The sequence below is a fragment of the Microscilla marina ATCC 23134 genome (assembly GCF_000169175.1).
GTDB lineage: Bacteria > Bacteroidota > Bacteroidia > Cytophagales > Microscillaceae > Microscilla > Microscilla marina.
In genome coordinates, this window is sequence record NZ_AAWS01000007.1 from 23742 (window position 1) to 48158 (window position 24417).

The 24417-nt window shown below is 40.5% G+C and carries 19 protein-coding genes; 11 read left to right on the forward strand and 8 right to left on the reverse strand.

All coding sequences use genetic code 11. The annotated features are described in order from the left end of the window. Positions 1 to 12: 12 nt before the first annotated feature. Positions 13 to 261, reverse strand: a complete 249-nt coding sequence (locus M23134_RS07525) for a hypothetical protein (RefSeq protein WP_002695099.1) — start codon at positions 259 to 261, stop codon at positions 13 to 15. Positions 262 to 514: 253 nt separating this feature from the next. Then, the gene (locus tag M23134_RS07530) at positions 515 to 1048 is read right to left on the reverse strand and encodes a DinB family protein (protein ID WP_045113191.1); all 534 of its coding nucleotides are present in this window, start codon (positions 1046 to 1048) and stop codon (positions 515 to 517) included. A 744-nt stretch (positions 1049 to 1792) separates the two neighbouring features. On the opposite strand from M23134_RS07530, the gene M23134_RS07535 reads away from it, so the two are divergent. Together M23134_RS07535 and M23134_RS07540 are read left to right on the forward strand one after the other, a co-directional pair. Continuing rightward, complete coding sequence (locus M23134_RS07535) at positions 1793 to 4546, forward strand: tetratricopeptide repeat protein (protein WP_045113192.1); 2754 nt, start codon at positions 1793 to 1795, stop codon at positions 4544 to 4546. Between the two features lie 79 nt (positions 4547 to 4625). Beyond that, positions 4626 to 5297, forward strand: coding sequence for a DUF7738 domain-containing protein (locus tag M23134_RS07540; RefSeq protein ID WP_157558382.1), 672 nt, complete (start codon positions 4626 to 4628; stop codon positions 5295 to 5297). A 36-nt stretch (positions 5298 to 5333) separates the two neighbouring features. Here M23134_RS07540 and M23134_RS07545 read toward each other — a convergent pair whose 3' ends face one another. From M23134_RS07545 to ald, 4 genes are all read right to left on the reverse strand, one after another. Beyond that, entirely contained in the window at positions 5334 to 6911 is a 1578-nt protein-coding gene (locus M23134_RS07545; protein WP_002695108.1) for a serine/threonine protein kinase, read from the reverse strand. A gap of 138 nt (positions 6912 to 7049) precedes the next feature. Beyond that, a complete protein-coding gene (locus M23134_RS07550) occupies positions 7050 to 7694 on the reverse strand; it encodes a leucine-rich repeat domain-containing protein (RefSeq protein WP_002695110.1) in 645 nt (214 codons plus the stop codon). A 176-nt stretch (positions 7695 to 7870) separates the two neighbouring features. Next, positions 7871 to 9229, reverse strand: a complete 1359-nt coding sequence (locus M23134_RS41740; RefSeq protein ID WP_002695111.1) for an FKBP-type peptidyl-prolyl cis-trans isomerase — start codon at positions 9227 to 9229, stop codon at positions 7871 to 7873. Between the two features lie 240 nt (positions 9230 to 9469). Further along, complete coding sequence (gene ald / locus M23134_RS07560; protein ID WP_002695112.1) at positions 9470 to 10600, reverse strand: alanine dehydrogenase; 1131 nt, start codon at positions 10598 to 10600, stop codon at positions 9470 to 9472. A gap of 514 nt (positions 10601 to 11114) precedes the next feature. Here ald and M23134_RS07565 point away from each other — a divergent pair. Further along, complete coding sequence (locus M23134_RS07565) at positions 11115 to 11510, forward strand: hypothetical protein (RefSeq protein ID WP_053337265.1); 396 nt, start codon at positions 11115 to 11117, stop codon at positions 11508 to 11510. A 103-nt stretch (positions 11511 to 11613) separates the two neighbouring features. Here M23134_RS07565 and M23134_RS39710 read toward each other — a convergent pair whose 3' ends face one another. Beyond that, positions 11614 to 12417: a DUF1573 domain-containing protein gene (locus tag M23134_RS39710; protein WP_075163999.1), complete on the reverse strand. Its 804-nt coding sequence runs from the start codon at positions 12415 to 12417 to the stop codon at positions 11614 to 11616. Between the two features lie 414 nt (positions 12418 to 12831). On the opposite strand from M23134_RS39710, the gene M23134_RS07575 reads away from it, so the two are divergent. Further along, entirely contained in the window at positions 12832 to 15240 is a 2409-nt protein-coding gene (locus M23134_RS07575; protein WP_002695116.1) for an alpha-ketoacid dehydrogenase subunit alpha/beta, read from the forward strand. Positions 15241 to 15303: 63 nt separating this feature from the next. Here M23134_RS07575 and M23134_RS07580 read toward each other — a convergent pair whose 3' ends face one another. Further along, entirely contained in the window at positions 15304 to 15780 is a 477-nt protein-coding gene (locus M23134_RS07580; protein ID WP_002695117.1) for a hypothetical protein, read from the reverse strand. 196 nt (positions 15781 to 15976) lie between these two features. Here M23134_RS07580 and M23134_RS07585 point away from each other — a divergent pair, with 196 nt between their 5' ends. From M23134_RS07585 to M23134_RS07615, 7 genes are all read left to right on the forward strand, one after another. Next, entirely contained in the window at positions 15977 to 16549 is a 573-nt protein-coding gene (locus M23134_RS07585; protein WP_045113193.1) for a hypothetical protein, read from the forward strand. Between the two features lie 36 nt (positions 16550 to 16585). Then, entirely contained in the window at positions 16586 to 17065 is a 480-nt protein-coding gene (locus M23134_RS07590) for a hypothetical protein (protein WP_002695120.1), read from the forward strand. A 665-nt stretch (positions 17066 to 17730) separates the two neighbouring features. Then, on the forward strand, positions 17731 to 19782 hold the full coding sequence (locus tag M23134_RS07595) for a TauD/TfdA family dioxygenase (RefSeq protein ID WP_082226529.1): 2052 nt from the start codon (positions 17731 to 17733) through the stop codon (positions 19780 to 19782). A gap of 24 nt (positions 19783 to 19806) precedes the next feature. Next, the gene (locus tag M23134_RS07600) at positions 19807 to 20775 is read left to right on the forward strand and encodes an NAD(P)-dependent oxidoreductase (protein WP_002695122.1); all 969 of its coding nucleotides are present in this window, start codon (positions 19807 to 19809) and stop codon (positions 20773 to 20775) included. Positions 20776 to 20778: 3 nt separating this feature from the next. Then, positions 20779 to 21957 carry an aminotransferase-like domain-containing protein gene (locus tag M23134_RS07605; RefSeq protein ID WP_002695123.1) on the forward strand — a complete coding sequence of 393 codons (1179 nt, stop codon included), beginning with the start codon at positions 20779 to 20781 and terminating at the stop codon, positions 21955 to 21957. A 25-nt stretch (positions 21958 to 21982) separates the two neighbouring features. Continuing rightward, the gene (locus tag M23134_RS07610) at positions 21983 to 23254 is read left to right on the forward strand and encodes a M24 family metallopeptidase (RefSeq protein WP_262492893.1); all 1272 of its coding nucleotides are present in this window, start codon (positions 21983 to 21985) and stop codon (positions 23252 to 23254) included. After that, complete coding sequence (locus tag M23134_RS07615) at positions 23235 to 24413, forward strand: M24 family metallopeptidase (RefSeq protein ID WP_045113194.1); 1179 nt, start codon at positions 23235 to 23237, stop codon at positions 24411 to 24413. The genes M23134_RS07610 and M23134_RS07615 overlap by 20 nt, the downstream gene beginning before the upstream one ends. Positions 24414 to 24417 lie beyond the last annotated feature (4 nt).

Below are 24417 nucleotides of genomic sequence, written 5' to 3' on the forward strand. Positions count from 1 at the left end.
GTTTGTGTCTTATTACGCTTCTTCGGTTTGAGTAAGCGAGTCATACAGATTAAACTCGTTGAGCAGGCATTGCAGCTCTAAAATAGTGGTTTGCAAATAGCGTTTGAGTTTCTCAGACTCGTTGGCCCGAAGGTAATCGAGCGAGGCATCGGCATTGAGGACAAAAGCCTCTAAACGAATACGTAAACCAAGGGCAAATAAATCTAAAGGTTGAGTGGGCACCTCAATTTGTGCCTCCAAATTTAAATTAATATCTTGCATACTGTATGCATTAAGTTGTTTTACAAAAAGCCCTTGAGGAAGGTTCCAAGCTAAACCTCTTGGGCTTATATTCTTACCATAAGAATATGGATAAATATAGTAAAAAAGCATGCCTTTTGCAAGAAGATAATATTTTAATTTATTGATAATCAAGCATTTAAATAGTGTAAGTGCTTTTTTAGCACCGCTTCACGCGTATTGTACAACCCTTCACTATTCCCTATAATTTAAACATTGTTAGCGAAAAGGAAACTTAACCTTGCTTATCTTTCAACAACCTGATGTATTGATGCCAAGGACCAACGTCTTGCGCATAATGCTTTACCAATGCCCGCGATATTTGGTTGAGGTGTGCCATATCATGGATAGTCCAGGTAGCAAGTAATTCCTGTAGAGTAACTGTACCCAAATCGGGATGAATGCCTGTTTTAGCCAAATCTGTTGGGCTTAAGTTCCAGGATTTTAACTCCTGCAAATTGGCTTGCCTGAGTTGGTCAAACTCCTCTAGTAACTCATCCATGGTTTTGCCTACCGATAATTGCTCTTGAGCAAAGCGGTCAAAAGGCACAAATGTTTTATCGGCTTGGTTGCCCAAAATAATTCGCCCTCGTGGTACCCAATCGGTTTGCTCTCCGTGGATCAAATGCCCTACGATGTCAAAAGCGTTCCAGGTGTTTGCCCCCTCGTTGATGTGTGCCCAATCATATTGCAAACCCGTAAACAGCTCCTTATATGCTTGTGGGGTACGTGCCAACAACTCAATAGATTTATCTAAATGAAAATTCATTGTTTTTATGGTCAAGAAAGCCAAAAGTTCCTTTTTTGTCAAAAAACTTTGCTGAAAAATTAGTAGTGAGGCAATTCACCTTCGGTTGCAGTAGGCATATGGGGAACGTTTGCACATAACAATGGGTTATTCTAAGTACTGAGTTATGGTTTAAACACATCTAATTGATATATTTAATTTATTCTTAGTAGCTTAAGTCCACTTATAGCTAATGCCTATAAGAGTGAATGATTATTTTTTTTCTTTTTGGGTGGCAGTAAAACCGATAACTACAGCTTCGTTGTGCATCAGAACCTGAGCTAGGTAAGTTTTTCGCAACAAAGAAGCAAGTATTGAAATAAATTAACTTAGTTGATCTGATAGCCTATTGCTCACTCCATAAGTAAACCTTCGCTAAAACAGGAAAGCAGGTTCTACGTTTATTACTATGAAGACTGAAAATGGTTGACTTATAATCACTTGCTATAAACCCTCAACTGCTAGTGCTTTGGACCTAAGTAAATTATACATTATTTCGAGGTTATTTTGGCGGCTGTCAAACCTACAAAAAACGAGCAGAGTTCGCTTTCTGAATTCCGATGCATATTGGAACCTTAGCTACGTGAGTTTTTTTAGGTGAAGTCAGCAGACAAAAGCTCACAGTCCTGAACTTGATTCGGGGAGGCCGAAAGAAGCGTCAGGGATTTAGTACCCAATGCACACTAGGCTCTGACTATCCAAAATTGTCTAACATTACCTTTCTTTATGCGAACTTACCCATTCTTATTGATGTGTTCACTGAGTGTTTTGATTATTGCCCAGTTATCATTGCAAGCCCAAAATAAGCTCAAGGTAGATTCTCTGAAAGAAGTGCTTCATGCCAACATTTCAGATAAACAAAAGGCAGATACATATAACCGTTTAGCCTATCAATACAGGTATGCTGATTCTTCTAAAGTAGCTTTTTATACTTCTGAGGCGATAATGTTGGCAAAAAAAGCCAACTATGGTGCAGCCCAAGCCGATGCCTTGTACTATTTGGGGTGGGTTACTATGATAAAAGGACACTACCAAGAGGCAAATCGTTTTTACAAAAACTGTATGGAGGTGGCAAAAGAGGCTCGTTATGCAAAAGGCGAGGCCAATGCCTTGAATGGGGCAGGAGTTGTTTATCGTATGCAAAGTAATTATCCTCAAGCTTTGAAAATGTACCAAAAATCCCTCAATATTCGACAAAAAACCGGAGATCAAAGCGCGGTAGCAGAAAGCTATAACAATATAGGCTTCGTTTATCTATGTCAGAGCAAGCATGTTCAAGCCCTCAGAATGTATCATAAAGCCCTCAGTATATACAAGCAAATGGGAGATTTGAGGGGGATAGGCAGGAGTTATGTGAAAGTAGGGGAGGTACACCGCATACTCAATGAGTACCCTCAGGCACTCAAAATGCACCAAAAAGCACTTCGAGCTCATAAAAAGTCGAGAAATAAGCAAAAAATAGCGCTTAGTTATATTAAAATAGGTGATGTGTATCGAGCACAAGGCAAATATCTCAAGGCATTTAAAGTCTATCAAGAGGCTCTCAAATTGCAGGAACAGATTGGTGATAAAGTGGGAATGGCTTGGAGTTATTTTAAAATAGGAGAGGTACATCGCATGCAAAGAGAGTATGATCAAGCACTTAAGATGCACCAAAAAGCGCTTAAAATACGTGAGCAAATCAGAATCAAAAGACTTACGGCCTGGAGTTATACCAAACTGGGACGCATATATGACTTGCAAGGCGAACATTTCCACGCGCTCAAAATGCACCAAAAAGCACTTAAAATACGTGAGCAAATCGGAGATCAAATTGACATCAGTTGGAGCTATGATGAAATAGGTAAAATACATCGTATTCGGGGAGAGTATGTACAGGCACTTAAGATGCACCAAAAAGCGCTTAAAATACGTAAAAAACTGGGAGCTAAAACCTGGGAAGCGAAGTCTTACCTGTTAATGGGACGGGTTCATCTGACCCAAAAAAAAGCTGATTCGGTCAAGTTTTACTTTGAAAAAGCCTTGACATTGAGAGAGGCAATTGGAGAGCCACTTGCCCAAGATCATGTGATTTTAGGAACTGCCTACTGTGTATTGGGTAATTATAAGGAAGCCCAACACCACTTGGAAAAAGGGATTCAAATGGCTAAAAAAACTGGTCGCCCGGAGACTGTCAGGGATGGAGCCGAATACTTGGCCAAAACTTACGAGGGACTAGGGCAAATAGACAAGGCTTACCAGCATCTGAAGCTTTTCAGACAAATGGCAGATAGTTTACTTAATGGGGCAACTATTCGTAAAGTAGCCCAGCTGGAGGAAAGGTATATAGCAGGTAAACAGCAAGACTCGCTCTCAGCGGTTCAAGCAAGTGAACGCAAAGTGCTGGTTGCTGAGATTAACGCCCAAAGAGCCAACCGCCGTACAGCATTGATTGGGGCAGGTTTGTTGGTGATACTGCTTTTGGTGTTAGGTTTGTTTTATCATAGCAAACAACGCGGTAACCAGATGTTGGTTGCTACCAATGCCCAATTGGTAGAGTTAGATCGGTTTAAACAACAAATGCTGGGAATGATTGTACACGACCTCAAAAATCCGCTCAACTCTATCATTGGCTTATCTGAGGAGCAAACCAATCCACAGTTTTTTACTGCCATTAATCGGTCAGGCAAACGTATGTACCATCTGATTATGAATATATTGGATGTGCAAAAAATGGAAGAACATCGGCTAAAAATTGAGCAAAAAACTATTTTGGCAGAAAGCATCATCAACGCAGCTTTGGCACAGGTAAACTATATTATACAAGAAAAAGGGCTAAAACTCAAAGTGGGACGCTTGACGGGTTTTTTTGTAAACGTAGATGCTGATCTGATGGAGCGGGTAGTGGTAAACTTGCTCACCAACGCCACCAAATATACGCCTGTAGGTGGTACAATCACCATTGATATAGTGCCCGATGCCCCAGCGGGTTTTTGCAAAATACAAATAAGTGATACAGGGGTGGGTATTGCGCCTGAGCATTTAGATAAAATATTTGATAAGTACCAACAGGCTTTTGCCAAAAAATCGGGACAGATGCGCTCTACCGGGTTGGGGCTAGCCTTTTGTAAATTGGCAACTGAGGCACACGGGGGAAACTTAGAGGTTACCTCTGTTCAGGGCAAAGGGGCTACTTTTGGGTTTACGGTGCCCTTGTCAGAACACCAGCCCACATCATTGTCTGAAAAACCACAAGCAGAGGTTACAGATGACCCAATAAATGTGCTTACATTTACTAAAAAGGAAAAAGAAATCCTACAGTCTATTCTTCCCCAGCTGGTACAATGTAAGTTGTATGAAATAAGTAAAATAGGAAAAATACTGGATACACTGCCCACAGATGTGGACGAAAACATTAAGGACTGGGTAAGTGCATTGAAGGACACGATATATGCACATGATACCACGCGCTTTCAGGAGTTACTGGAAATAGTGCAGTAGTAGCGTTGATTCTTTACCCTCCTACTTTTTAACCGACGACTTGTCTTAGTAGTATCTTATCAGTTTTAATTTTACTATTATGAAACAATCAATATTTGTAAGTATGTTGTTATGGCTCAGTATGTCTACTAATGGCATTGGTCAGGCAAATTTGCCCAAGCGTATGACAATAACCCTCAACACGCATACCCACAGCATTTATATCAATGGGCAAACAATCCTGCAACCCTTTGACCTCAAGCAAATAAACCAGATATTAGGCAAGCCCAGTCGTACTGAAACACACACTCGTAAAGTACGTTTCGAGAGACGAGGCTATCGGAGCATACCACCTACTTCTGAAATGGTAGATATGACAGAATACTATTATATTTATGACCAATGGGGTTTGATGTTTGTCAAAAGTAATTCTTTAGTCAAAGCCAAACCTTTGAAACTCATTGTGTTTTTTCACAACCCAAGAATATTTACTAATACTCGTGCGTTTAAATATCATCCTCAGGTTGCCTTTACTGGAACATTCACTCTCAACACCCAAGTACTTTCGCCTAGCCAAAAAGCAGTGCCTGAGGGTGTCAATGAGCAAAGTCAAGGGTTTACCCAATGGGGTATTTTGTGGGGGGCTACTTCTATAGGTACCGTGATAGACCGCCTGTATAGTGCCAAAGCATCACCTCATCTAATGATATACTTGGATGCGGGCAAAACCCAACGTATAAGTTATATAAAGGTCATTTCAAAAAGCCGTTAATATTGTGTTGAGCATAGCTATCACCCCAACTCAAGCTTACTTTGCCAACACCACCCTCAAACCCGCCAGGGTACGGTTTTTCACGGCTGCCCAGGCATCTTGTAAGGCTGGGTTGTTTGCTGCTTCATACTTTTGCCACAAATAATCGTTTTTTGCCACCGTTATAATGAGCTGATCCATAAATGCCTCATAAAACTCCATCCCTAGTTTGCTGTGCCCCTTGATCTGCGAAATATGCCCATAAATAGAAGAGTGCTCTATATTACCCAACAATAGTAGCAAAGCATTGCGAAGCTTTCGTTTCCGGTTCCGATCGTTATCTACTACCTCAGGAGCAGTAAAGTAGGCTTTGATCTGTTCACCCAAAGCTGGATGAGCAAACAAGGCTTCATAAAAATGATTAAAAAACTCAGGGTTGCGAATGCAGCAACGCCTATAGCTTGCCAGTGCCAAATCAATACTTTTGTTTTTGTGCAAGTGAATCGCCTGTAGTTCGTGTTTTACCTCCCCCATACTAAAGTAGCGGTCATTGGGGTGGTAAGCCAGCATTTTCTTTAATACACTCCGGAGTTTTGTATCTTCTACTTGTGCCAATACCTGTTGATTGACTTTTTGTACATTAAAAAAGTGGAGGCGATGTTGAAATACCTCTTGTAGTGAAGCCTTACCTCGGCTTAGTGGACGAAACAAAGGCTTGCCTGTGAGCATCTCAAAAATAACCGCACCTAAAGAAAACTGGTCGGACTTTTCGGTGGCATTGCGCATATCGGCCAAAGCCTCTGGAGCCGCATAATGCAAGTCGGCAAGGAAGTTTTCCCCCTCCTGAGGTGTTTTTACTCTATCGAGTAGTTCAAATGGCGAAATAATAGGCTTTAGCTCGTTGTCTATCAGTATCTTAGACGAACGAATCCGTTGATGAATTTCTCCGTGAGTATGTAAATAATCAATGGCATCAGCCAATTGAATGGCCATCTCTATAGCGCTGACTCTGGTAAGTGGCAATACCCTCAAAATAGATTGAAGCGAAATACCATCTACATACTCTAGTATCAGGCATTGCGGAAAGCTGTCTAAATGGGTACCCAATATTTTAATGATGTTGCGATGCTTGAAGTTCAATATTCGGTCGAGACGGGCATCTCTAGCTCGTTTGCGTGCTGCCTGAGTTGCTTTGTCTACCGGATCAAACTCGTATTTTTTTAGTGCCCTGATGATTATCCTACGGTTAGAGTTGAGTTCGGTGCCGTGGTAAAATACCGCCGAATTGCCATTGATGGGGTCTTTTACCTCATAATGAGCCGCTAGTTTGAGCTTGAGTTGTTTTTCCAGCGATTTAGACGAAATTCGGAAAAGATAGGCAAAGTTATTTCTTACAAAATCTTCAATATCATCGCATAACTTGAGGGTAGTACGTCTCAACAGGTTTTTTTCCAGCTCTATATTTTCTGAAGTAGCCACCCGCCCCAATTCGTTCGACTTGTTTTCCTTTATTCTTGCTCTTAGGTTGAGGTATTCGTTTCTAAGCTCTTCTACCGTATCAAAAAAAGCATCGTCTAAAATACGGCAGGCAATATCCAGGTCATTGCTGGAAACACGTTGTTTCAGGTTTTTCATTATCTGGAGGTTTTTGACAGTTCGTTTTACAAGTTAGCACAAATCAAAAACTTAGCAAATGCCTGGCAGCAAGTTGATGGGCTAATAGGTTGTGTGGGTTTTGTTTTTGAGGTGAATGAAGCAATAGAATAATCCAAGTTAAAAGATACGTGTATGCGGCAAAAGCTTTTTCCACCTGTTTTTCTCTACCTTGCTTACCTGTGTACCGCTCAGGTTGAGGGTGTGCAAGTTTTGCAATAGTGCTAGTTCTTCGGGTAAATATTGGATGGGATTGTTGGCAAGAATCAAGTACCTGAGTTTAGACAAATGCCTTATGCTGGTGGGTAGGCTAGTAATGTGATTATAGCTCAGTGCTAAAGTGTTAAGCTGGGGTAGGCTCCCTATTTCTTTGGGCAGTGTGTGTAGCTGATTCATTACCAAAGAAAGTTTTGTAAGCTGTTGCCAACGCCCTACAAATCCAGGCAGTTGGGTGAGTTGGTTATCGTCAACTCTCAACACCCTTAGTCTGTTCAGGTAAGCCATTTCATTTGGTAAACTGGTAATTTGATTGTTAGATAGTACCAATTCCTGAAGCTTGAATAACTCGCCTATGTGTAAAGGAATGGTTTCTATTTTCAATGCTGACAAATCAAGTTGTTCGAACTTTTCGAGCGAGCGTAATAGCCCATACTTAATAAATCCAAGTATTACCCCACGGTTGAGTTTTTTGGGAGGTGTAGGTGGTCGGTTAGAACAGTCGCCTAAACGTTCTTCTTTATTTTTGTCATCGATTATAATACTCATTCCAATTGCCAGGTTTGTAACTTTAACTATTGCATCGGTTGAATGTTTATTGAAAGCCTGTTTTTAATAAATAATCTACTTGTAAACTAGTGAAAATCAGTATATCAAGCAATAAAAAACGAAGTTCTTAGATGAACTTCGTTTTTTATTAGACAAGCGTTTGGTTATTTCTCCGGTTAATTGGCAGCCACTAATTCTACCTCAAATACTAATACTGAATTGGGAGGAATGTCAGCACCTACGCTTCGAGCGCCATACGCCAATGCTGAAGGAATCACAAAAGTAGCTTTATCCCCTACTTTTAATAAAGCGATGCCTTCATCCCAGCCCCTAATCACTTGTCCTTTGCCCAAAGTAAACTCAATAGGTTCATAAGGACGTTTAGGATTATACTTTCCGCTTTTTTTTGCTACGGCCTTTACATTGGTATCAAACACTTTTCCATTGAGTAGCTTACCCGTATAATTTACTTTTACTTTGCTGCCTGGGGTCGCTTTTTTGCCTTTGCCTACTTTTCGTATCACATAATGTAACCCTGAAGCAGTTACTTTTGCATTACCCAACTTCTTTTCTTGTAGGTATCGTTGAATCTTCGCCTTTTCTTTGATTTTAAGTTGTTGGTCATCATTTTTACCTTTGATACCCACCAATTCTACCTCAAATACCAATACCGAGTTGGGTGGAATATCTCCCCCAGCACCACGCTCACCATAACCTAAATAAGAAGGGACCAACAAGGTAGCTTTGGCGCCTGGCTTCAGCAAAGCAATACCTTCGTCCCAACCCTTGATTACTCGTCCTCTGCCTATCTGAAACTCAAACGGCTTATAAGGGCGTCCAGGGTTATACTTACCGTGTACTTTGGCTTGATCTTCCAGACTTGTGTCAAACACCTTCCCGTTGGTAAGCTTACCCGTGTAGTTTACTTTTACCGTTTCGCCTGGTTTGGGCAGGGCACCTTTGCCTTCTTGGTGTATCACATAGTGTAAACCTGAAGCAGTAGCCTTTACATTCTTTAACTTTTGCTCAGTAATGTACTTATCCATGATAATCTTTTCGCGGGCACGCATTTTTGCCAGTTTCCTTTGTTGAGCCTCTAACATTTCGGTTTGGTTGCGCACTTTTATTACCTTTATTATATAAGAAATATAGGTGCCTTGTTTGGCAAAAGGAGGCATTGGACGTTTACTGTATTTAGCCACTGTATCTACTGGGCTATCTATCAACGCGCTGTCACCCTCGGCAAGCAAAGCAAAAGCCTCAGTGATATCTCCTTTAAACTGAGGTGGCTTGATGGGTAAGTTTTCTACCGGAGTACCTTGGGTAAAGCTATTGGTGAGCACTTTACCATTGGGAGTGGTCATTTTGAAATGAAAGCTCATAAAATCCCCCATTTTACATTTACGGGCAGCCTTATTGTGCTTAAGTAGCGTGTATTTAATGCCACTAGGGAGGGTTTTTTGGGCAGACTGGGCAACTACCGTTGTCAAAGCAACGCTACAAGCCACTACTACCAACCATATTTTTTTCATCATGAATATAAAATTTAGTTTTTTTCAAAATTCATTCAACAAAACCAAAAAACGTGATTTTGCCCATTGTGTTGCATGGCACATGGAAAAATGAAGTTATGCAAAAATAAAAAAAGAGACTTCAATCTTACTTGAAATCTCTTTTTAATCTTTAGCAAATAATTCTTAGCCACCAGTTGTAAGTAATACCTCAATAGATATGAAGTTAACAACTGATAGTTTCGGGCTTGTTGCTTTTGAAAGTTATACTACAGCTTCACCTTTAAGGTAAGTATCTACTGGTGTATATGGTAAGTCAAATGCAGTAGCTACAGGTTGGTATACAATCTCACCCTGAACAATGTTTAGGCCTAATTTTAGTTCTTTACTGTCCTGACAAGCTTTTTTCCAGCCTTTGTTGGCAAGTTGAATAGCATAAGGTAAAGTAGCGTTAGTGAGGGCAACAGTAGAAGTGTAAGGTACTGCACCAGGCATGTTGGCTACACAGTAGTGTACTACTTCATCAATTACATAAGTAGGATCTTCATGCGTGGTAGGTTTACAGGTTTCAATACACCCACCTTGGTCTACTGCCACATCTACTACTACAGTGCCAGGCTGCATAGTTTTCAGCATGTCTTGAGTGATCAAGTGAGGCGCTTTAGCACCAGGAATTAATACTGCGCCTACAATCAAGTCAGAGTGTTGGATAGCTTCGGCAATATTGTACTGGTTAGACATAATAGTTTCTACATTGGCAGGCATAATATCAGCCAACTGGCGTAAACGAGGTAAACTAATATCCATAATAGTTACGTTGGCACCCAAGCCCGCCGCCATTTTAGCCGCTTGTGTTCCTACAATACCTCCACCAATAATCAATACATTGGCAGGTTTTACACCAGGTACACCACCCAACAAAATACCACGACCACCAGTAGGCTTTTCAAGGTATTTGGCTCCTTCTTGTACTGCCATTCTTCCTGCCACCTCTGACATAGGTACCAAAAGAGGTAAAGAACGATCAGCTTTCTCAACAGTTTCATAAGCCAAACAAATAGACTTATTGTCGATCATTGCCTTAGTCAAAGCCTCAGAAGAAGCAAAGTGGAAATAAGTAAATACCAATTGATTTTCTTTGATTAGATTGTATTCAGAAGCAATTGGTTCTTTCACTTTAATAATCATCTCAGCAATATCATAAATTGCCTCGATATTAGGCAAAATCTGAGCACCAGCGTCTTTGTATGCTTCATCCGAAAAACCACTACCTTCGCCCGCTTGGGTTTGTATATACACGGTATGGTTGTGATTCAACATTTCGGTTACACCTGCAGGTGTAAGGGCAACTCTACTTTCGTTTTGCTTTATCTCTTTTGGAACACCGATAATCATTGTTATGCTTTGGTTTAAATAAAAAGTGTCAAAAAAACTATGTGAAAAATGGGCAAAAAATAACTTTTCAATTTTGACTTTATGTATTGAAGCGTTTTTTCTTGTTGATAGCTAAAACTACCAATACAGCAAGTGCCTTGTATTAGAGCAAAACATAGTAGTGTCAAGCAAGTAACTTATTTTTCAGCCATTCCTTAGCAAATTTAATAAAGAAGTGGCGTAGAAATCACGTTTTCCTACAAAAAAAATATAATTAAACCTATAAATTGTGATATTTGAAAGTGTAGAAAATTAGGCAGTTTGAGTAATTTGAAAAAAAAAGCATAAGTTTTTTTAAAAAATAATCGTGATTTTATTGGATAATGAAAGGTTTTACAGTGAATTACTTTAGAATAAAATTTGGTGAAAACAGTTTGTTTTCTGCAACATTTTTTGAAAAAACACCCCTATTTTTATCTCCAAAGAGTATAAAAAACAATATAACTATTCAAAAAATTAAAAATAAGACAATGATATGAAGCATACCATAACACTAATTGCTATGTTCTTTGCCTTGGGTTTATGCAGTACATCCTATGGGCAATCTTCTACCACACGTGTGAAAGATGTACAGTCTAAGAAAGGCACACAGGGAGCTTCTTACCAAGACGCCGTTATCAGAGGTGAGCGTATGGTGTATGTATTGGGAGCACGTAAAGGACAAACAATGGTTGTAAAGGTTTGGGCAAAGGGAAAGAATGCCGTGTTTCAAATCAGGCATAAGAAAACCAAAAAGTATTTGCCAGGTACCGAGCCAGGGAAAGATGCACGGACCTGGACAGGCGCTTTGCCTTACAGTGGCAATTACGAAGTCATAGTAGGAGGCACCAGAGGCAATGCTTCTTATAATATCAGCTTTACGATTATGTAAGTGTATCCTAAAATTTGACCAAAAACAATCAAGGGACAATGGTCTAACTCATTGTCCCTTGATTGTTTGATAGTATAGGTAATGAAATGCTTTGTGCAATGGCTTACCTTTCCAATAAAAGTGTGGTATCGCCACGACGAAACAAAGTGCGGCTAAAGTTTTCGTATACATCGGCACTCAAAGTAATGATGGTGCGTGGGCTCTTAGTGTCGTTGGTATATACATAGAACGACTCTTGGATAGGTTCAGCCTTGGTGGGGGTAAACATTAACTCCAACATTACCCGTCCTCCCGGAGGCACTACGTTTTGGGTAAGATTGGCTACTGTACACTTACATTCACTTACCAGTTTTTCTATTTTTAAAGGGGCATTGCCTGTATTTCTTATTTCAAAAGCCTGACGCAGTGTCAAACGGTTTTCTGTCATACCAAAATGCTTGATCTTGTTACGCATAAACAGTTTGGGAGCTGCTTTTGCTGATCCATTGCTAATATCTTTGTAGGTTTTTTTCTTACGATTGACCTTACCGCTGATAAACAAAACCACCAATTTGTTGGTTGCATTGCTATTTACAGTGATACTCTTGTTGAAATTACCTGGGCGCCCCGTGGTGTTATAAGTGGCTTTGATTTTACCCTTTTTGCCTGGTTGTATAGCTTCTTTAGACCAGTAAGGAGTTGTGCAACCACAAGAGGCAGTTACCTTAGAAATCTTGATGGGTTTGTTCCCCGTGTTTACAAATTCAAATTCATAAGACACCATTACCCCTTCGGCAAGTTCACCAAAGTTGTGTTTCTCGGTGTCAAACTTCATTGTGCCCTGAGCATACACGCTGGTCATTGACAAGCAAGTTGAGGCAACCCCCAACAGGCAAATAAGTAAAAAAGAGTCTTTAAAATTTTTCATTGTGCTGTTAAACATTAAACAAGATTTAATAAGCATAGTATTATTACGCTTGGTGTGATTCCTCAATATTAAATTACTCTACCACAAAAATAGCGATTATATGACAGAATTGGTCATAATTTCCATACTATCATATTTTCGATGACAAGATTGACAAATTTAATGCTAAAAATAAAAAACCACATTATTTGGTAAATCTATTTTTATAAAAAATAAATACTAATAAACTGTTTTGTTTTAGAAATTTTTTGACCACAAATTGTAATAAAAAACGTTTTGCCAAATATTATATGGGTATTTCTGAAAAGGTAAAGCTATTTGAAAGATGCTTTTTTTTGAGTAGTTTTGTAAGACACCTCTCAGGATTGCAAAATACAGTCAAAAAGTTTAACTATTCTAATAATTGCATTTCGTATGATTACAAAAGATATATCTGTAGAACAGGAACTTACTAAAGACACTATTCTAAAAGACTACCAGTTAGCATGTGAAAGCCGTGAAGCCAGTTTGATCGGGCGCAAGGAGGTTTTTATGGGAAAAGCTAAATTTGGGATTTTTGGTGATGGCAAAGAAGTAGCCCAATTGGCTATGGCTCAGGCATTTCGTCCAGGTGATTTTCGTTCAGGGTATTATCGCGATCAAACATTCATGTTTGCAATTGGGGAGTTAACCATGGAGCAGTATTTTGCCCAGTTATATGCACATACCTCAGTAGAAGCTGAGCCTGTGTCGGCTGGCCGAATGATGAACGGGCACTTTGGAACCCGTTTGTTGGATGATGAAGGAAAGTGGAAAAACCAAAGCAATGCTTACAATGCCTCAGCTGACATATCGCCTACTGCTGGGCAAATGCCTCGTATATTAGGCATAGCGTATGCTTCTAAACTTTATCGGCAAAACCCTGACTTGCAGGTTTTTACTGATTTTTCTGATCAAGGCAACGAAATATCCTTTGGCACTATAGGCAATGCCTCTACCTCTGAAGGACTGTTTTATGAAACTATCAACGCTGCCGGAGTATTACAAGTACCTATGCTCATGTCGGTATGGGACGATGAGTATGGCATATCGGTACCCAAAGAGTACCACACCACCAAAGGCAGCATTTCTAAAGTATTGGCGGGCTTTAAACGTACCAAAAAAGAACAAGGCTATGAGATTTTCACGGTCAAGGGCTGGGATTATGAAGCTTTGTTTGAAACCTATCAAAAAGCGGCTGAAATATGCCGTACTGAGCATGTACCTGTATTGGTGCACGTTATAGAAGTAACCCAACCTCAAGGACATTCTACTTCCGGCTCGCACGAGCGCTATAAGCCAAAAGACCGTTTAGAGTGGGAAAAAGAATTTGATTGTATTAAAAAAATGCGTGAGTGGATTGTCACTCAAGGATACGCCTCAAACGATGAGGTAGATACCATAGAAAAAACGGCAAAAACCAACGCTAAAAACGCCCGTAAAACTGCTTGGAATGCCTTTGTAGACTCTATGAAAGGCGATCATAACGAAGCTTTGCAACTACTGACTCAGTTGGCTCAAAATAGCCCAAACTATGCCGATAAGTTGAGCGAGATTCAAGATGATTTGCAAAAAACTACCAACCCACTGAAACGAGACGCTATTACGTCAGTAAAAAAAGCCTTGAGATTGATTCGTACTGAGCAAAACCCTGCAAAGCATTCACTCATTGCCTGGTTAGATAAGGTAATAGCAAAGGGGCGTGAAGACTACAGTTCACACCTGTATAGTCAGTCAGACGAATCGGCATTGAATATACCCGAAATACCCGCTCAGTATAACGAAGACAGCAAGTTGGTAGATGGAAGAGAAGTGTTACAAGCTTGTTTTGATGCAGCACTTACCCGCGACCCTAGGGTGTTTGCTTTTGGCGAAGATGTAGGGAAGATCGGGGACGTAAACCAAGCATTTGCCGGACTACAAGAAAAGCATGGTGAGCTGAGGGTTACTGATACAGGTATTCGTGAAGCAACCATTATAGGGCAGGGCATTGGAGCTGCTATGCGTGGCTTGCGCCCAATTGCTGAAATACAATACTTAGATTATATATACTATGCAGTACAAATCTTAGCCGACGATTTGTCTTGCTTGCAATACCGCACCAAGGGTGGGCAAAAATCTCCTTTGATTATTCGTACCCGTGGACATCGTTTAGAGGGGATTTGGCATACAGGGTCGCCTATGGGTGCTTTGTTGCATAGTTTGCGAGGTATTTATATACTTACTCCGCGCGACATGACCCAAGCCGCTGGTTTTTATAATACTTTGCTCAAGTCAGATGATCCGGCTTTAGTAGTGGAGTGCTTGAATGGTTATCGTCTAAAAGAGAAATTACCAGAGAATATAGGTGACTTTACCGTACCATTGGGAGTACCCGAAACCCTGAAAGAGGGCACAGACATTACCCTGGTTACCTATGGCTCTATGTGTCGTATTGTAATAGATGCCGCTCGTCAGCTCGAAGAAGTAGGCGTTAGTTGTGAAGTAATAGATGTGCAATCACTATTACCGTTTGATTTGCAACACCATATTGTAGAATCTATCAAAAAAACCAATCGTGCCTTGTTTATTGATGAAGACGTACCAGGAGGCGCCTCAGCGTTTATGATGCAAAAAGTGATAGAAGAGCAAAACGCTTATCGTTGGTTAGATTCGGCTCCGGCTACGTTGGCTGCACAAGAACACCGGGCTGCTTATGGTAGCGATGGAGACTTTTTCTCGAAGCCAAGCATAGAAGACGTGTTTGACAAAGTATATGATATGATGAGTGAGGCTGATCCGGCACAATATCCAGCAATTTATTAACTCCTGCATAAAGTATAAAAAAAGCCCATTTATTGAACAGTAAACGGGCTTTTTTAATAATCACTACTTTACCACGTCTGCGTAAAACGCTTTGACTGCTCTGCGCTCTGCTTTGCTGGCTATGCGTGTTACAATAGGGGTAAATAGTGCTTTCCCTTCGTGTTTTACTGTCACTGACCCACCAAAAATGTTAGAGACTACCTTGAGTTTCTTGAGTTGGGCTATTTCAATTCGCACTACTGCCTTCCATTGTTGTTGAAAATTTTGAAAAAATTCGTCCAAACTTTCCAAAGTAGTGCTTTCTTCGGCTAATAGCCCAGCAATTACTTCGCGGGGGGTATAGTCGCCAAAATTAAACGATTCTACCTTGTCTACACCTGCCAGTGCATTTGTAAAAAACTCCTTCACAGATGACTCGGATACTGTTTTTTGATCAGGTACTACATACAAATGGGTGTTGGTACCTACAAAGCAAACCTTTTCGGTGATTTGGTCTGCTACTGGTACAAATACATAGTCCACATTTTCTTGTAAAGCCATTTTGATTGTTAAAGTTTGTTGTTGTTATAAAACAATAGAATATCAGGTAAAACAAAAGAACCTTGTAAATAAGTTTTCAAGGAAAGAAATTTGCTTTGTTAATATTCTAAAATATTAATTTTTTAGCAAAGGCTTTAGTTAACACTCAAAAAAGCTTATTTTTCTCAAAACCTGACAAATCAATCTTATCAATACAATGAGTTCAAAGAGTATAAGTTACGTGCTAATCATTCGTCGCATTCTTTTTCTTACTACGGGAGCGTTGTTCGCGATTCTATTTTTTCGAGCAGCTTTCGGTGTAGGTTCTTACAGTTCACTCCTCAGTGAGACGTTTCGCTTAAACCTGCTTACCGAAAAAGGTCCTTTGGTTAGCAAACCTTTCAGGGTATACAAAAGTATGAAGTATTATGAAATGAACTTTGATAAAAACACTTCTGAGTTTACAGGTGACTCTTTGTTGATTAATGTCAAAGTATTGAATAATAAAGATGAATTAATCAATGAGTTTGCTGAAAATTTTATCGTAACAAATAAGTCTGGTTACCGTGATAAATGGCACAAGCGCCTTTTTAAGGTAAATAAAGATCAAGAACTAAGGGTGGCAATGAAGGTAATCAAGAATAACTTGAAAAAATCAAAGCGTAACTATATCAAGTTTAAGGTAAGGTATGCTAGTAAAAAAGTGCCCACCAGTTATTATTATAAGGTGTTTATCTATTCGTTTTTTGCCATGATTGTGATGCTTTTTATTCCTAAAAAATGGTTTTAGTACATCAAGGCTACCTACAATATTTAACTTACAACTATGAAAAACTATACTAAACTACTTGTTGGAGGTATATCATTTACTATTGTATTTGTTACCTACCTTGCTGTGGCTCAAGGGTGGGGAGTCAAACCCGTTAGAAACCAAGCCATTGTCAACAAATACCAAGGAAAAAGTGGGTATTACGGACGAAAAAATAAAGTGTTATGGGACTCTGTATTGGCAGTTAGAAAAAGGGTGCGAGACTCTTTGAGGCAACGAAGAAGAGATAGTATTAGCAAAGTAGGAATACGTTTTAACAAAACCAGGGATAGTGTCACCAGAATTTATGGCAAGAAGTTTTTGGAAGTATATGCAGGAGGCAGATATTTGTATGCTTATGGCAAGCGCCCTCGTAACAACAGTAGTAGCGACTACAGTAGTAGTTATAGTTCTTCTTCCAGTTCGGGGAGTGTAGGTAGTTTTCGGGGAGGCTCAAGCCGTAGTTTTCGGGGGGGGAGCCGCCGGGGAGGAAAGTAAAAAGGTATAAATACCCCACATAACTTGCCACTGATTACTGATGGAGTCCCTTTCATTCTAGCCTCTGGTACTTCAACAAATTGGGCAACTTATAAATGACTTATCTTAAATATTCTTGTTTTTATTACATATCGAAGCGGTGATCCGAAAAATAGTTTTTATATTGAACAGCAAATCGTGAAAATACGTATTGTATTTTATCTGCTATTTTTTATACTTCTTATTGTCTTTTTTCTGAAAATCCTGTGTTCAACTTTACATCTTTAGGGGTTCAGGTAATCTTAATCGTTATAATATACTTAAACAAAAATGGTTTTGAGGATGGATTTTGACTAACTGTCTGAATACCAACATTAATCAATCCTGTAAATCCTAAAATCACTTTAATCCTAGTATATAATGCTATGTAAATAGGAATCGAGAATGGTATACCTAGTGCAAACACCTTGTATATTGCAACAAAAACATAACCCTAATCAAAACTTAATAATTTCATTCTTTCTTTATACATAACTTTATTCCGGCTTATGCTTGCAAGAGTAAATAATATATTGTGTTCAATGGCTATGTTTATGCAGGTCAACAACCAATATGAAAGACCACTATTTGCTGAAGTATTTTGCCATCACTTTATATAGAAGAAAGATTTTTTTAACAACAAAAAAATGAGTCAAAACATTAAAGCGAACTTCGACGAAATTTATTCCTTGTATTCTCCACAGACTTATGTTCGTTGTCTTGTGCAGGATTTAAACTATAGGTTGCCTTTCCACGCAATGAAGGTTTTAAAACATTATTGTCAGGTTTTATTGCCAAAGACACCACTGCGGGTATCTGTAATTGGTAGTTGCCATGGGGTAGATGCCGTAGCGTTAAAATATAATCTGACTGCTCAGGACGTGATGACCCGCTGGGGAAACGAAGATACTGTAGAGCGACCTTTTCCTGCCTCCGACCAAAAAGTGAAAATCAGCCTGATAGACGCGCAGTCAGAACCTTTGCGTTTTGCCAAGGACATCAATTTAGCTGATCACTCGTTTGTGGCAAACCTAAATGCCCCTTACTCTGAGGGGTTAAAGTATCACCTGGCTAATGAGACTGATGTAATTACAGCTTTTGGCGTAACATCTTATTTGGGAGTAGAAGGAACAGAAAGAATTATTCAGGAAGCATTAATTAACGGAAACACCCAATTATTTTGTTTCTCGGTAGTGAAATATTTAAACCCCACCGACTTTGTAGAACTTTGCCGAAAATGTAACCTGGAAGTACAACAAATAAACGAATTGCCCCAACGAGCTTACAAAAATCAGACTGAGCAAGAGAGAGTTACTCGAACATTGAAGGAAAAAGGAATGTATACCAGAGATGACGAGGAGAATTTAATGACGCTCATGTTTTTGGCATATAAGAAAGATTTATTAAGTACTAAAAAAGCGGGTATTTCCTCAACTTTGATTGTTGCCAATAAAGAAAATGAATTGTTGGGGCATTCTTGCAACAAAAATCCTTTACGTTATTCTTCTACCCAATGGGCTCATCCCTGGCATATTGTGCTTTCGCAACAACACTCTGAAAACCGCGCCATTTATCAAAAACTAACCGAGCTTCACACTCAAGGAGCTATTGCTATTGGTGATACAATCACAGCCATCAGTTCAGCTACTCCAACATCGACAGATGATGTAGTACATCTTGCCAAACTTTTTGCAGGTGAATATCAGGTTACTAAACAAAATTTGCCAGAGGGTCAAATCAAACAAACTCTTACCCGCATAGAACCAATCATTAATGCCCACATTGTAAAGCAGGTACCAGCCTCTTCAGAAGCGTTGGAAGTAGGATTGAAGCAGCATGGTCATTTATTAGTGCGCACAGGACAGGCTATAGATGATGCCAAAGTTTTAAAGTTATTAACTGGCAAAGGTAAAGCGATGGATTACCGCTATGGAAACGTAGCACGCCAAAAAATAAAGGGGACCTCTGCCCTACAGGTAACTCCTTGGTCAAAAGAGCTTTGTATTTTGCCTCATAGTGAGCTGACTTATCACACTAAGTTTCCTAAATACATATCTTTTGTATGCAAAGTACCCGCTGAACATGGTGGAGAAACTGCAATTTATGACTGTGCTAAAGCTTTTGATGTACTCTCGCCAGATTTCCAGGCAAAGGCTACCCAACACAATGTGATATTTCGCAAGCGTTATGTTCAATCTTCTGGTCATGACCGCTACCCAAGCTGGCAACAAGTAATGGGGGAAGGTAGTACTGCCAACGATTTTATGACTCATTTTAATGCTTTGGGTTACAATTGTGTGCAGCTGCAGGAAGAAGACAATAAGGTAATTGAAACCCAATTGACTCGACCATTAGTGTATCAATATCAGGGTAAAAAATGCCTGCACTCCAGTATTGTAGGCATATCACCTTATTGGTACCAACAGGTTTGGCCAGGAAAAACTCCCCCACTTACTGTCACCTGGGACAACAATGAACCGTTTTCTATAGCCGAATTGCGCCATATGGAAGAAGCCTTACTGCTGGCAAGGATTTCGTACAACAACTGGCAAAAACATGATGTACTCTTTTTGGATAATTTGCGGGTAGCACATGGGCGACTTCCCTTTACTGGCAAGAGGGTTACAGGAGCTTTAATGGCTCAACCAGCTCAATTTGTAAAGACGGATGAGCACTGGAACGTTGAACTTGTCAAATAAATACCACAAAAGAGGAAAAAAATCATGTCTGAAATCCCCATTGTTTTAAAAATCGATGGTGCCACTTATTTCGAAATGCCCCAACTCGATGGTTACTTGGCTAAACACCAAACCCGTTTGGTGGAGGCATCTTTGAATGAAGCCATCTCAGCAATCAACGAACATTCGCCAGGAGCCATTGTCAGTGGAGCAGCACCTATTGGCAGAGAAATTATGGATGCCGGATTACAAAAAGGATTGCGTGGCATTGTAAAAGCAGGTACTGGTTTAGATAATATCGATTGTGAGTACGCCCGCTGCCAACAAATTCTGGTGGAGAACATACCTGACTATGTACATGAAACTGTAGCAGAATATGCTATTAACCTGATGCTGTCACTGGCTCGCAAATCCTGGCCAGTACAACAAACTATGCGTCAAAAAGGTTGGTTTGATATTACCCCAGCTTCATTGGGCACCGAACTAAACGGCAAAACGATTGGTTTGGTTGGTTTTGGACGAATTGCGCGAAGTGTAGCCCGTATTGCTCATTTTGGTTTTCAAATGTCTGTCATTGCTTATGACCCTTATGTAAGTGCTGAAGAAATGGAGTTGTGCGCGGTACAAAAAGCCGAACAATTGGAAGATATATTGCCTCATTGCGATGTGGTGTCTCTTCATACTAGTCTCAATAACGACACCCGTAACCTGATAGGGGAAAAACAACTGGCTATGATGAAATCTTCTGCCCTGTTAATCAATGTAGCACGGGGGGGGATTATAGATGAAACGGCTTTGTTGATTGCCTTATCTACTCAAAAAATCGGAGGAGTTGCTTTAGATGTTTATTCACAGGAACCACTGGATGTCAATACCCACCCAATAATTTCTCAGATGATTTCGCTTAACAATGTGCTTTTATCACCCCACATTGCCTGGTATACCGCCGAAGCTGGTCAGCGGTTACAAGCCAGTGTAGCTCAAAAATGTCAACAAATTATTTTTCAAGAATAAACTATGACTTATCAAAACTCTGAATATGTACAAATGCCTGTAACAAAAGGCATTTATGACCTTAATGTAGGACAACCTTCACCTCAGATGCTGCCATTGGATTTGCTCTATTCGACCGACAGAAATCATATTACTGATCCTACTTTTTTACAATATGCCAACCAACAGGGCTACCTTACTTTCCGTAAAGAGTTGGCAAAGTTTTTATCATCAGAAACAGGTGACCAAATTGCTGCCAACGAGCTGCTTGTGACTCCCGGAAATTCAGGCGCAATTAATCTGATTGGAACAAGAATAGCCGCCAGTAGTCCTACTCGTCCGCTTGCCCTAGTGGAGACTCCTACTTATCAGTGGGCAGTAAATGTACTAGAAGGCTGCGGGTTCGATATTATGCCCATACCAGTTGATAAAGAGGGTATTGACGTTGTTGAAGTTGAGCGACTTATAATAGAAGAGCAGGTCAAGCCTGCCCTTGTATTTGTCATTCCTTCTCACCAAAACCCCACAAGTGTTAATTTAAGTGCCCCACGACGACAGAAGCTGATTCAACTGGCAGTGACCCACGATTTTTATATTCTGGCAGATGAAGCTTATCAACTCCTTAGTTTCCCTGAAAACAAAGTCCACTCGGCACTGGCAAGCGAAGACTATACAGAGAAAGGTGTAGTTTTTACCATTGGAACATTCAGTAAAATATTTGCTCCTGCCATCCGTTTGGGCTGGCTTCAGGCAAAACCAGACTTGATTGAATGGATGGTAAACCACCCAGTACTTGTAAGTGGTGGTGGAGTAAACCAAGTGATGGCTGGCTGGATAGAACCTATACTTAGTAATGGTTCCATGCAAAAATGGTTGTCAGATTTACGTAAGGAGCTTTTCCAGCGATACGAATGCCTTTACAAAGCAGTACAGCAAAAATTGCCTCTACTCGAAATCGTAACTACCCCACAAGGTGGCTATTTTATATGGTGTAAACTGCCTAACCAGATGGATAGTTCGGCACTGGCTGCTTTAGCTCTGGAGAAATACAAAGTTAGCTTTCGACCTGGCACCAAATGCAATACTTCGCCCGATTATTTGCGGCTTTGTTTTGCCTATCATACTACAGACGAAATCGAAAAAGCGGTTGACTTATTGGCACTGGCCTACAATGAGTTTGCTGATAACCTAATTCTAAAATAACCTATATTTACAACTATGCTTAACTATCGAACGCACAAAGAAAATAATGAAACGCGAAAACATCGACTGGTTGATTGCAACCACCCCCGAAAATGTTTTTTATTCTATTGGCTTTCGCTCACTGGGTCAATGGTTGATGCGTTCTTCTAAAATCGAGGTTTTGGTATTAATTCCTGCCCAGGATCCTACCCGGTCGGTGTTGATATCGCCCGCGCAGGAATTAGACGTAGCAGCTGCCATTCCTCCACGGGTTTCAAAGGTTTGCCCGGTTGGTCACATTACCATCGAACCCGGAGACAGGTCTTTGTGGGAAGAACCAGACCACCGTTTGGCACAATGGACACTTGATACCCCCAGTTATACCAGTGTTTATCATGCTGTAGAAACCTTGAATCTGATTCAACCCAATCAACGGGTTGCCCTGGATGACAACCTTACTTATGAAGGATTAAGGGAGGTTTTATCACCACAGACTGAACTGTTTATTGCTCCAGAAGTAATACAGGACATCCGGGTAATTAAAACGGAAGAGGAACTCGAATTAATGCGTAAAGGGGTTCAAATTGCAGAAGAGGGTTTACGCCAGTCGATGGCAGCTCTTTGCACAGGTATCAGCGAGCTAGAACTGGGCCATATATACAATACCAGTGTGGTAAAAGCTGGGGCAGTGCCTTATATGACCCTGGTGGGCATTGGGTCAAATGGAGCTTCGCCGAATCACCCTTCTACCAACCGTCAATTACGCCCCAACGAGCTTATCCGCTGGGATGTTGGTTGTGAAGTAGATGGCTACCGAGTCGATCTGGGTTTTATAGCTTTTTATGGTGAACCTAGCCCCAAAGTAGTAAAATATGCCGACGCAATTGCCCGTGCTCAAACTGCCTGTTTTAATGCCATGCAAGCTGGGAACAAGTTGTCTGAAGTATATCAGATAGGTTTTGATATGATGAAAGCTGTTATTCCTGCTTATAAACGTAAGCACTTGGGGCATGGCGTGGGAGTTGAACTACGTGAGCCTCCTATTATTGCTCCTAAAGAAGCCCAAAACGAACGGGGGGTTACCTTTGATCGCTCTAAACAAGCAACTGCCGATTTGCTTGAGCTTGGTATGGTCATCGCTCTTGAGGTGCTTTATTATGAGCTGGGGTTGGGCGGTTTTCAAATCGAAGACACCATCATTGTGACAGAACAAGGACCTGTCCGACTAAATAAATTACCTTACGAATTAACTGTTGTTCCTGTAAAGGACAAAGATCATAACAAACAGGAAGTTATTAATGAAGCCCTTACTAAATAAAGCACGTGTTCTTCATTTAATGCAGACTAATGGAGTAGATGTGATGATGGCAACTATTCCCGAAAACCTACTGTATGCCAGTGGTTTTCGTAGTTTAAGCCAATGGCTTATACGTGGGCAAAAAACCTTGGCGGTAGCTGTTATTAAGTTCAATGGCGAAGTTACCCTTATTGCTCCATCAGGTGAACTCGACCGGGCTGCTTGTGACCCTCCGGTAGTCGATCATATCATTGCCTTTGATACAGTGACAGTAGAACCAGGCGATGAAGCTATTTGGCTTGCCGAAGATTGGCGTTATGCCAACATGGTACTGGTAAGTAATCGCCCCAAAGATTTATGGGAAGCATTTGCCCTTGCAGGTATACCAGATGAAGCGTGTGTAGCTATAGATGATCCGGATTTAGCCCAAGCTTATCGCCAACGTTATCAGACCCAAGTAACTGATGCCCGCCCTTTGTGGCTACAAAGCCGTTTGATAAAAACACCCGAAGAAGTAAATCGCTTGCGCCGGGCGGTCGAAATAACAGAAATCGCTTTTTTGCATACTATAAATGCAGTACAGGTGGGTATTTCGGAAAAAGAGCTGGCAATTATTTTTAACATGGCTGTAGTTAAAGCAGGAGGCGACCCTTATTTAGCTGTAATAGGTGCAGGCACGTATGGAGCTTATCCTAATCATATTCCTGGTGATTACTGCATCAAAGCGGGTGACTTGATTCGCTGGGACATGGGGTGCTCATATCAGGGGTATGTAGCCGATATTGCTCGAACCACCTGTGTAGGCAAACCTAATAAACTGCAAACAGAACGTTGGGAAGCAGTTTTGGCAGGGCAAATGGCGGCTCTCAATGCCATTTATCCTGGGCAATTGGCTGCCGAAGTTTATAGTATTGGCATGCAAGCTGCCCGTGAGAATGGCTTGCCTGACATTAAACGTAAACATATTGGACATGGTATTGGAATTGATATGTACGAACCTCCTTCCATTAGCCCAAACGAAACACTCAGTTTGGAGGCAGGGATGGTCTTTGAGCTGGAAGTGTTATTTTATGAACTTGGCTTTGGCAGTGTGCAAGTCGAAGACACCATTCATGTGACACCAGATGGTTACGAACGTTTTACCACATTACCACATTCATTAATTATTATAGACAATTAAAACT

Bases quoted from the DNA above. Each gene is read 5' to 3' on its own strand.
- M23134_RS07615 (WP_045113194.1), top strand. From the start codon at position 23,235: ATGAAGCCCTTACTAAATAAAGCACGTGTTCTTCATTTAATGCAGACT.
- M23134_RS07605 (WP_002695123.1), top strand. From the start codon at position 20,779: ATGACTTATCAAAACTCTGAATATGTACAAATGCCTGTAACAAAAGGC.
- M23134_RS07585 (WP_045113193.1), top strand. From the start codon at position 15,977: ATGAGTTCAAAGAGTATAAGTTACGTGCTAATCATTCGTCGCATTCTT.
- M23134_RS07540 (WP_157558382.1), top strand. From the start codon at position 4,626: ATGAAACAATCAATATTTGTAAGTATGTTGTTATGGCTCAGTATGTCT.
- M23134_RS07590 (WP_002695120.1), top strand. From the start codon at position 16,586: ATGAAAAACTATACTAAACTACTTGTTGGAGGTATATCATTTACTATT.
- M23134_RS39710 (WP_075163999.1), bottom strand. From the start codon at position 12,417: ATGAAAAATTTTAAAGACTCTTTTTTACTTATTTGCCTGTTGGGGGTT.
- M23134_RS07600 (WP_002695122.1), top strand. From the start codon at position 19,807: ATGTCTGAAATCCCCATTGTTTTAAAAATCGATGGTGCCACTTATTTC.
- M23134_RS07535 (WP_045113192.1), top strand. From the start codon at position 1,793: ATGCGAACTTACCCATTCTTATTGATGTGTTCACTGAGTGTTTTGATT.
- M23134_RS07525 (WP_002695099.1), bottom strand. From the start codon at position 261: ATGCAAGATATTAATTTAAATTTGGAGGCACAAATTGAGGTGCCCACT.
- M23134_RS07530 (WP_045113191.1), bottom strand. From the start codon at position 1,048: ATGAATTTTCATTTAGATAAATCTATTGAGTTGTTGGCACGTACCCCA.
- M23134_RS07550 (WP_002695110.1), bottom strand. From the start codon at position 7,694: ATGAGTATTATAATCGATGACAAAAATAAAGAAGAACGTTTAGGCGAC.
- M23134_RS07565 (WP_053337265.1), top strand. From the start codon at position 11,115: ATGAAGCATACCATAACACTAATTGCTATGTTCTTTGCCTTGGGTTTA.
- ald (WP_002695112.1), bottom strand. From the start codon at position 10,600: ATGATTATCGGTGTTCCAAAAGAGATAAAGCAAAACGAAAGTAGAGTT.
- M23134_RS07580 (WP_002695117.1), bottom strand. From the start codon at position 15,780: ATGGCTTTACAAGAAAATGTGGACTATGTATTTGTACCAGTAGCAGAC.
- M23134_RS07595 (WP_082226529.1), top strand. From the start codon at position 17,731: ATGAGTCAAAACATTAAAGCGAACTTCGACGAAATTTATTCCTTGTAT.
- M23134_RS07575 (WP_002695116.1), top strand. From the start codon at position 12,832: ATGATTACAAAAGATATATCTGTAGAACAGGAACTTACTAAAGACACT.
- M23134_RS07545 (WP_002695108.1), bottom strand. From the start codon at position 6,911: ATGAAAAACCTGAAACAACGTGTTTCCAGCAATGACCTGGATATTGCC.
- M23134_RS41740 (WP_002695111.1), bottom strand. From the start codon at position 9,229: ATGATGAAAAAAATATGGTTGGTAGTAGTGGCTTGTAGCGTTGCTTTG.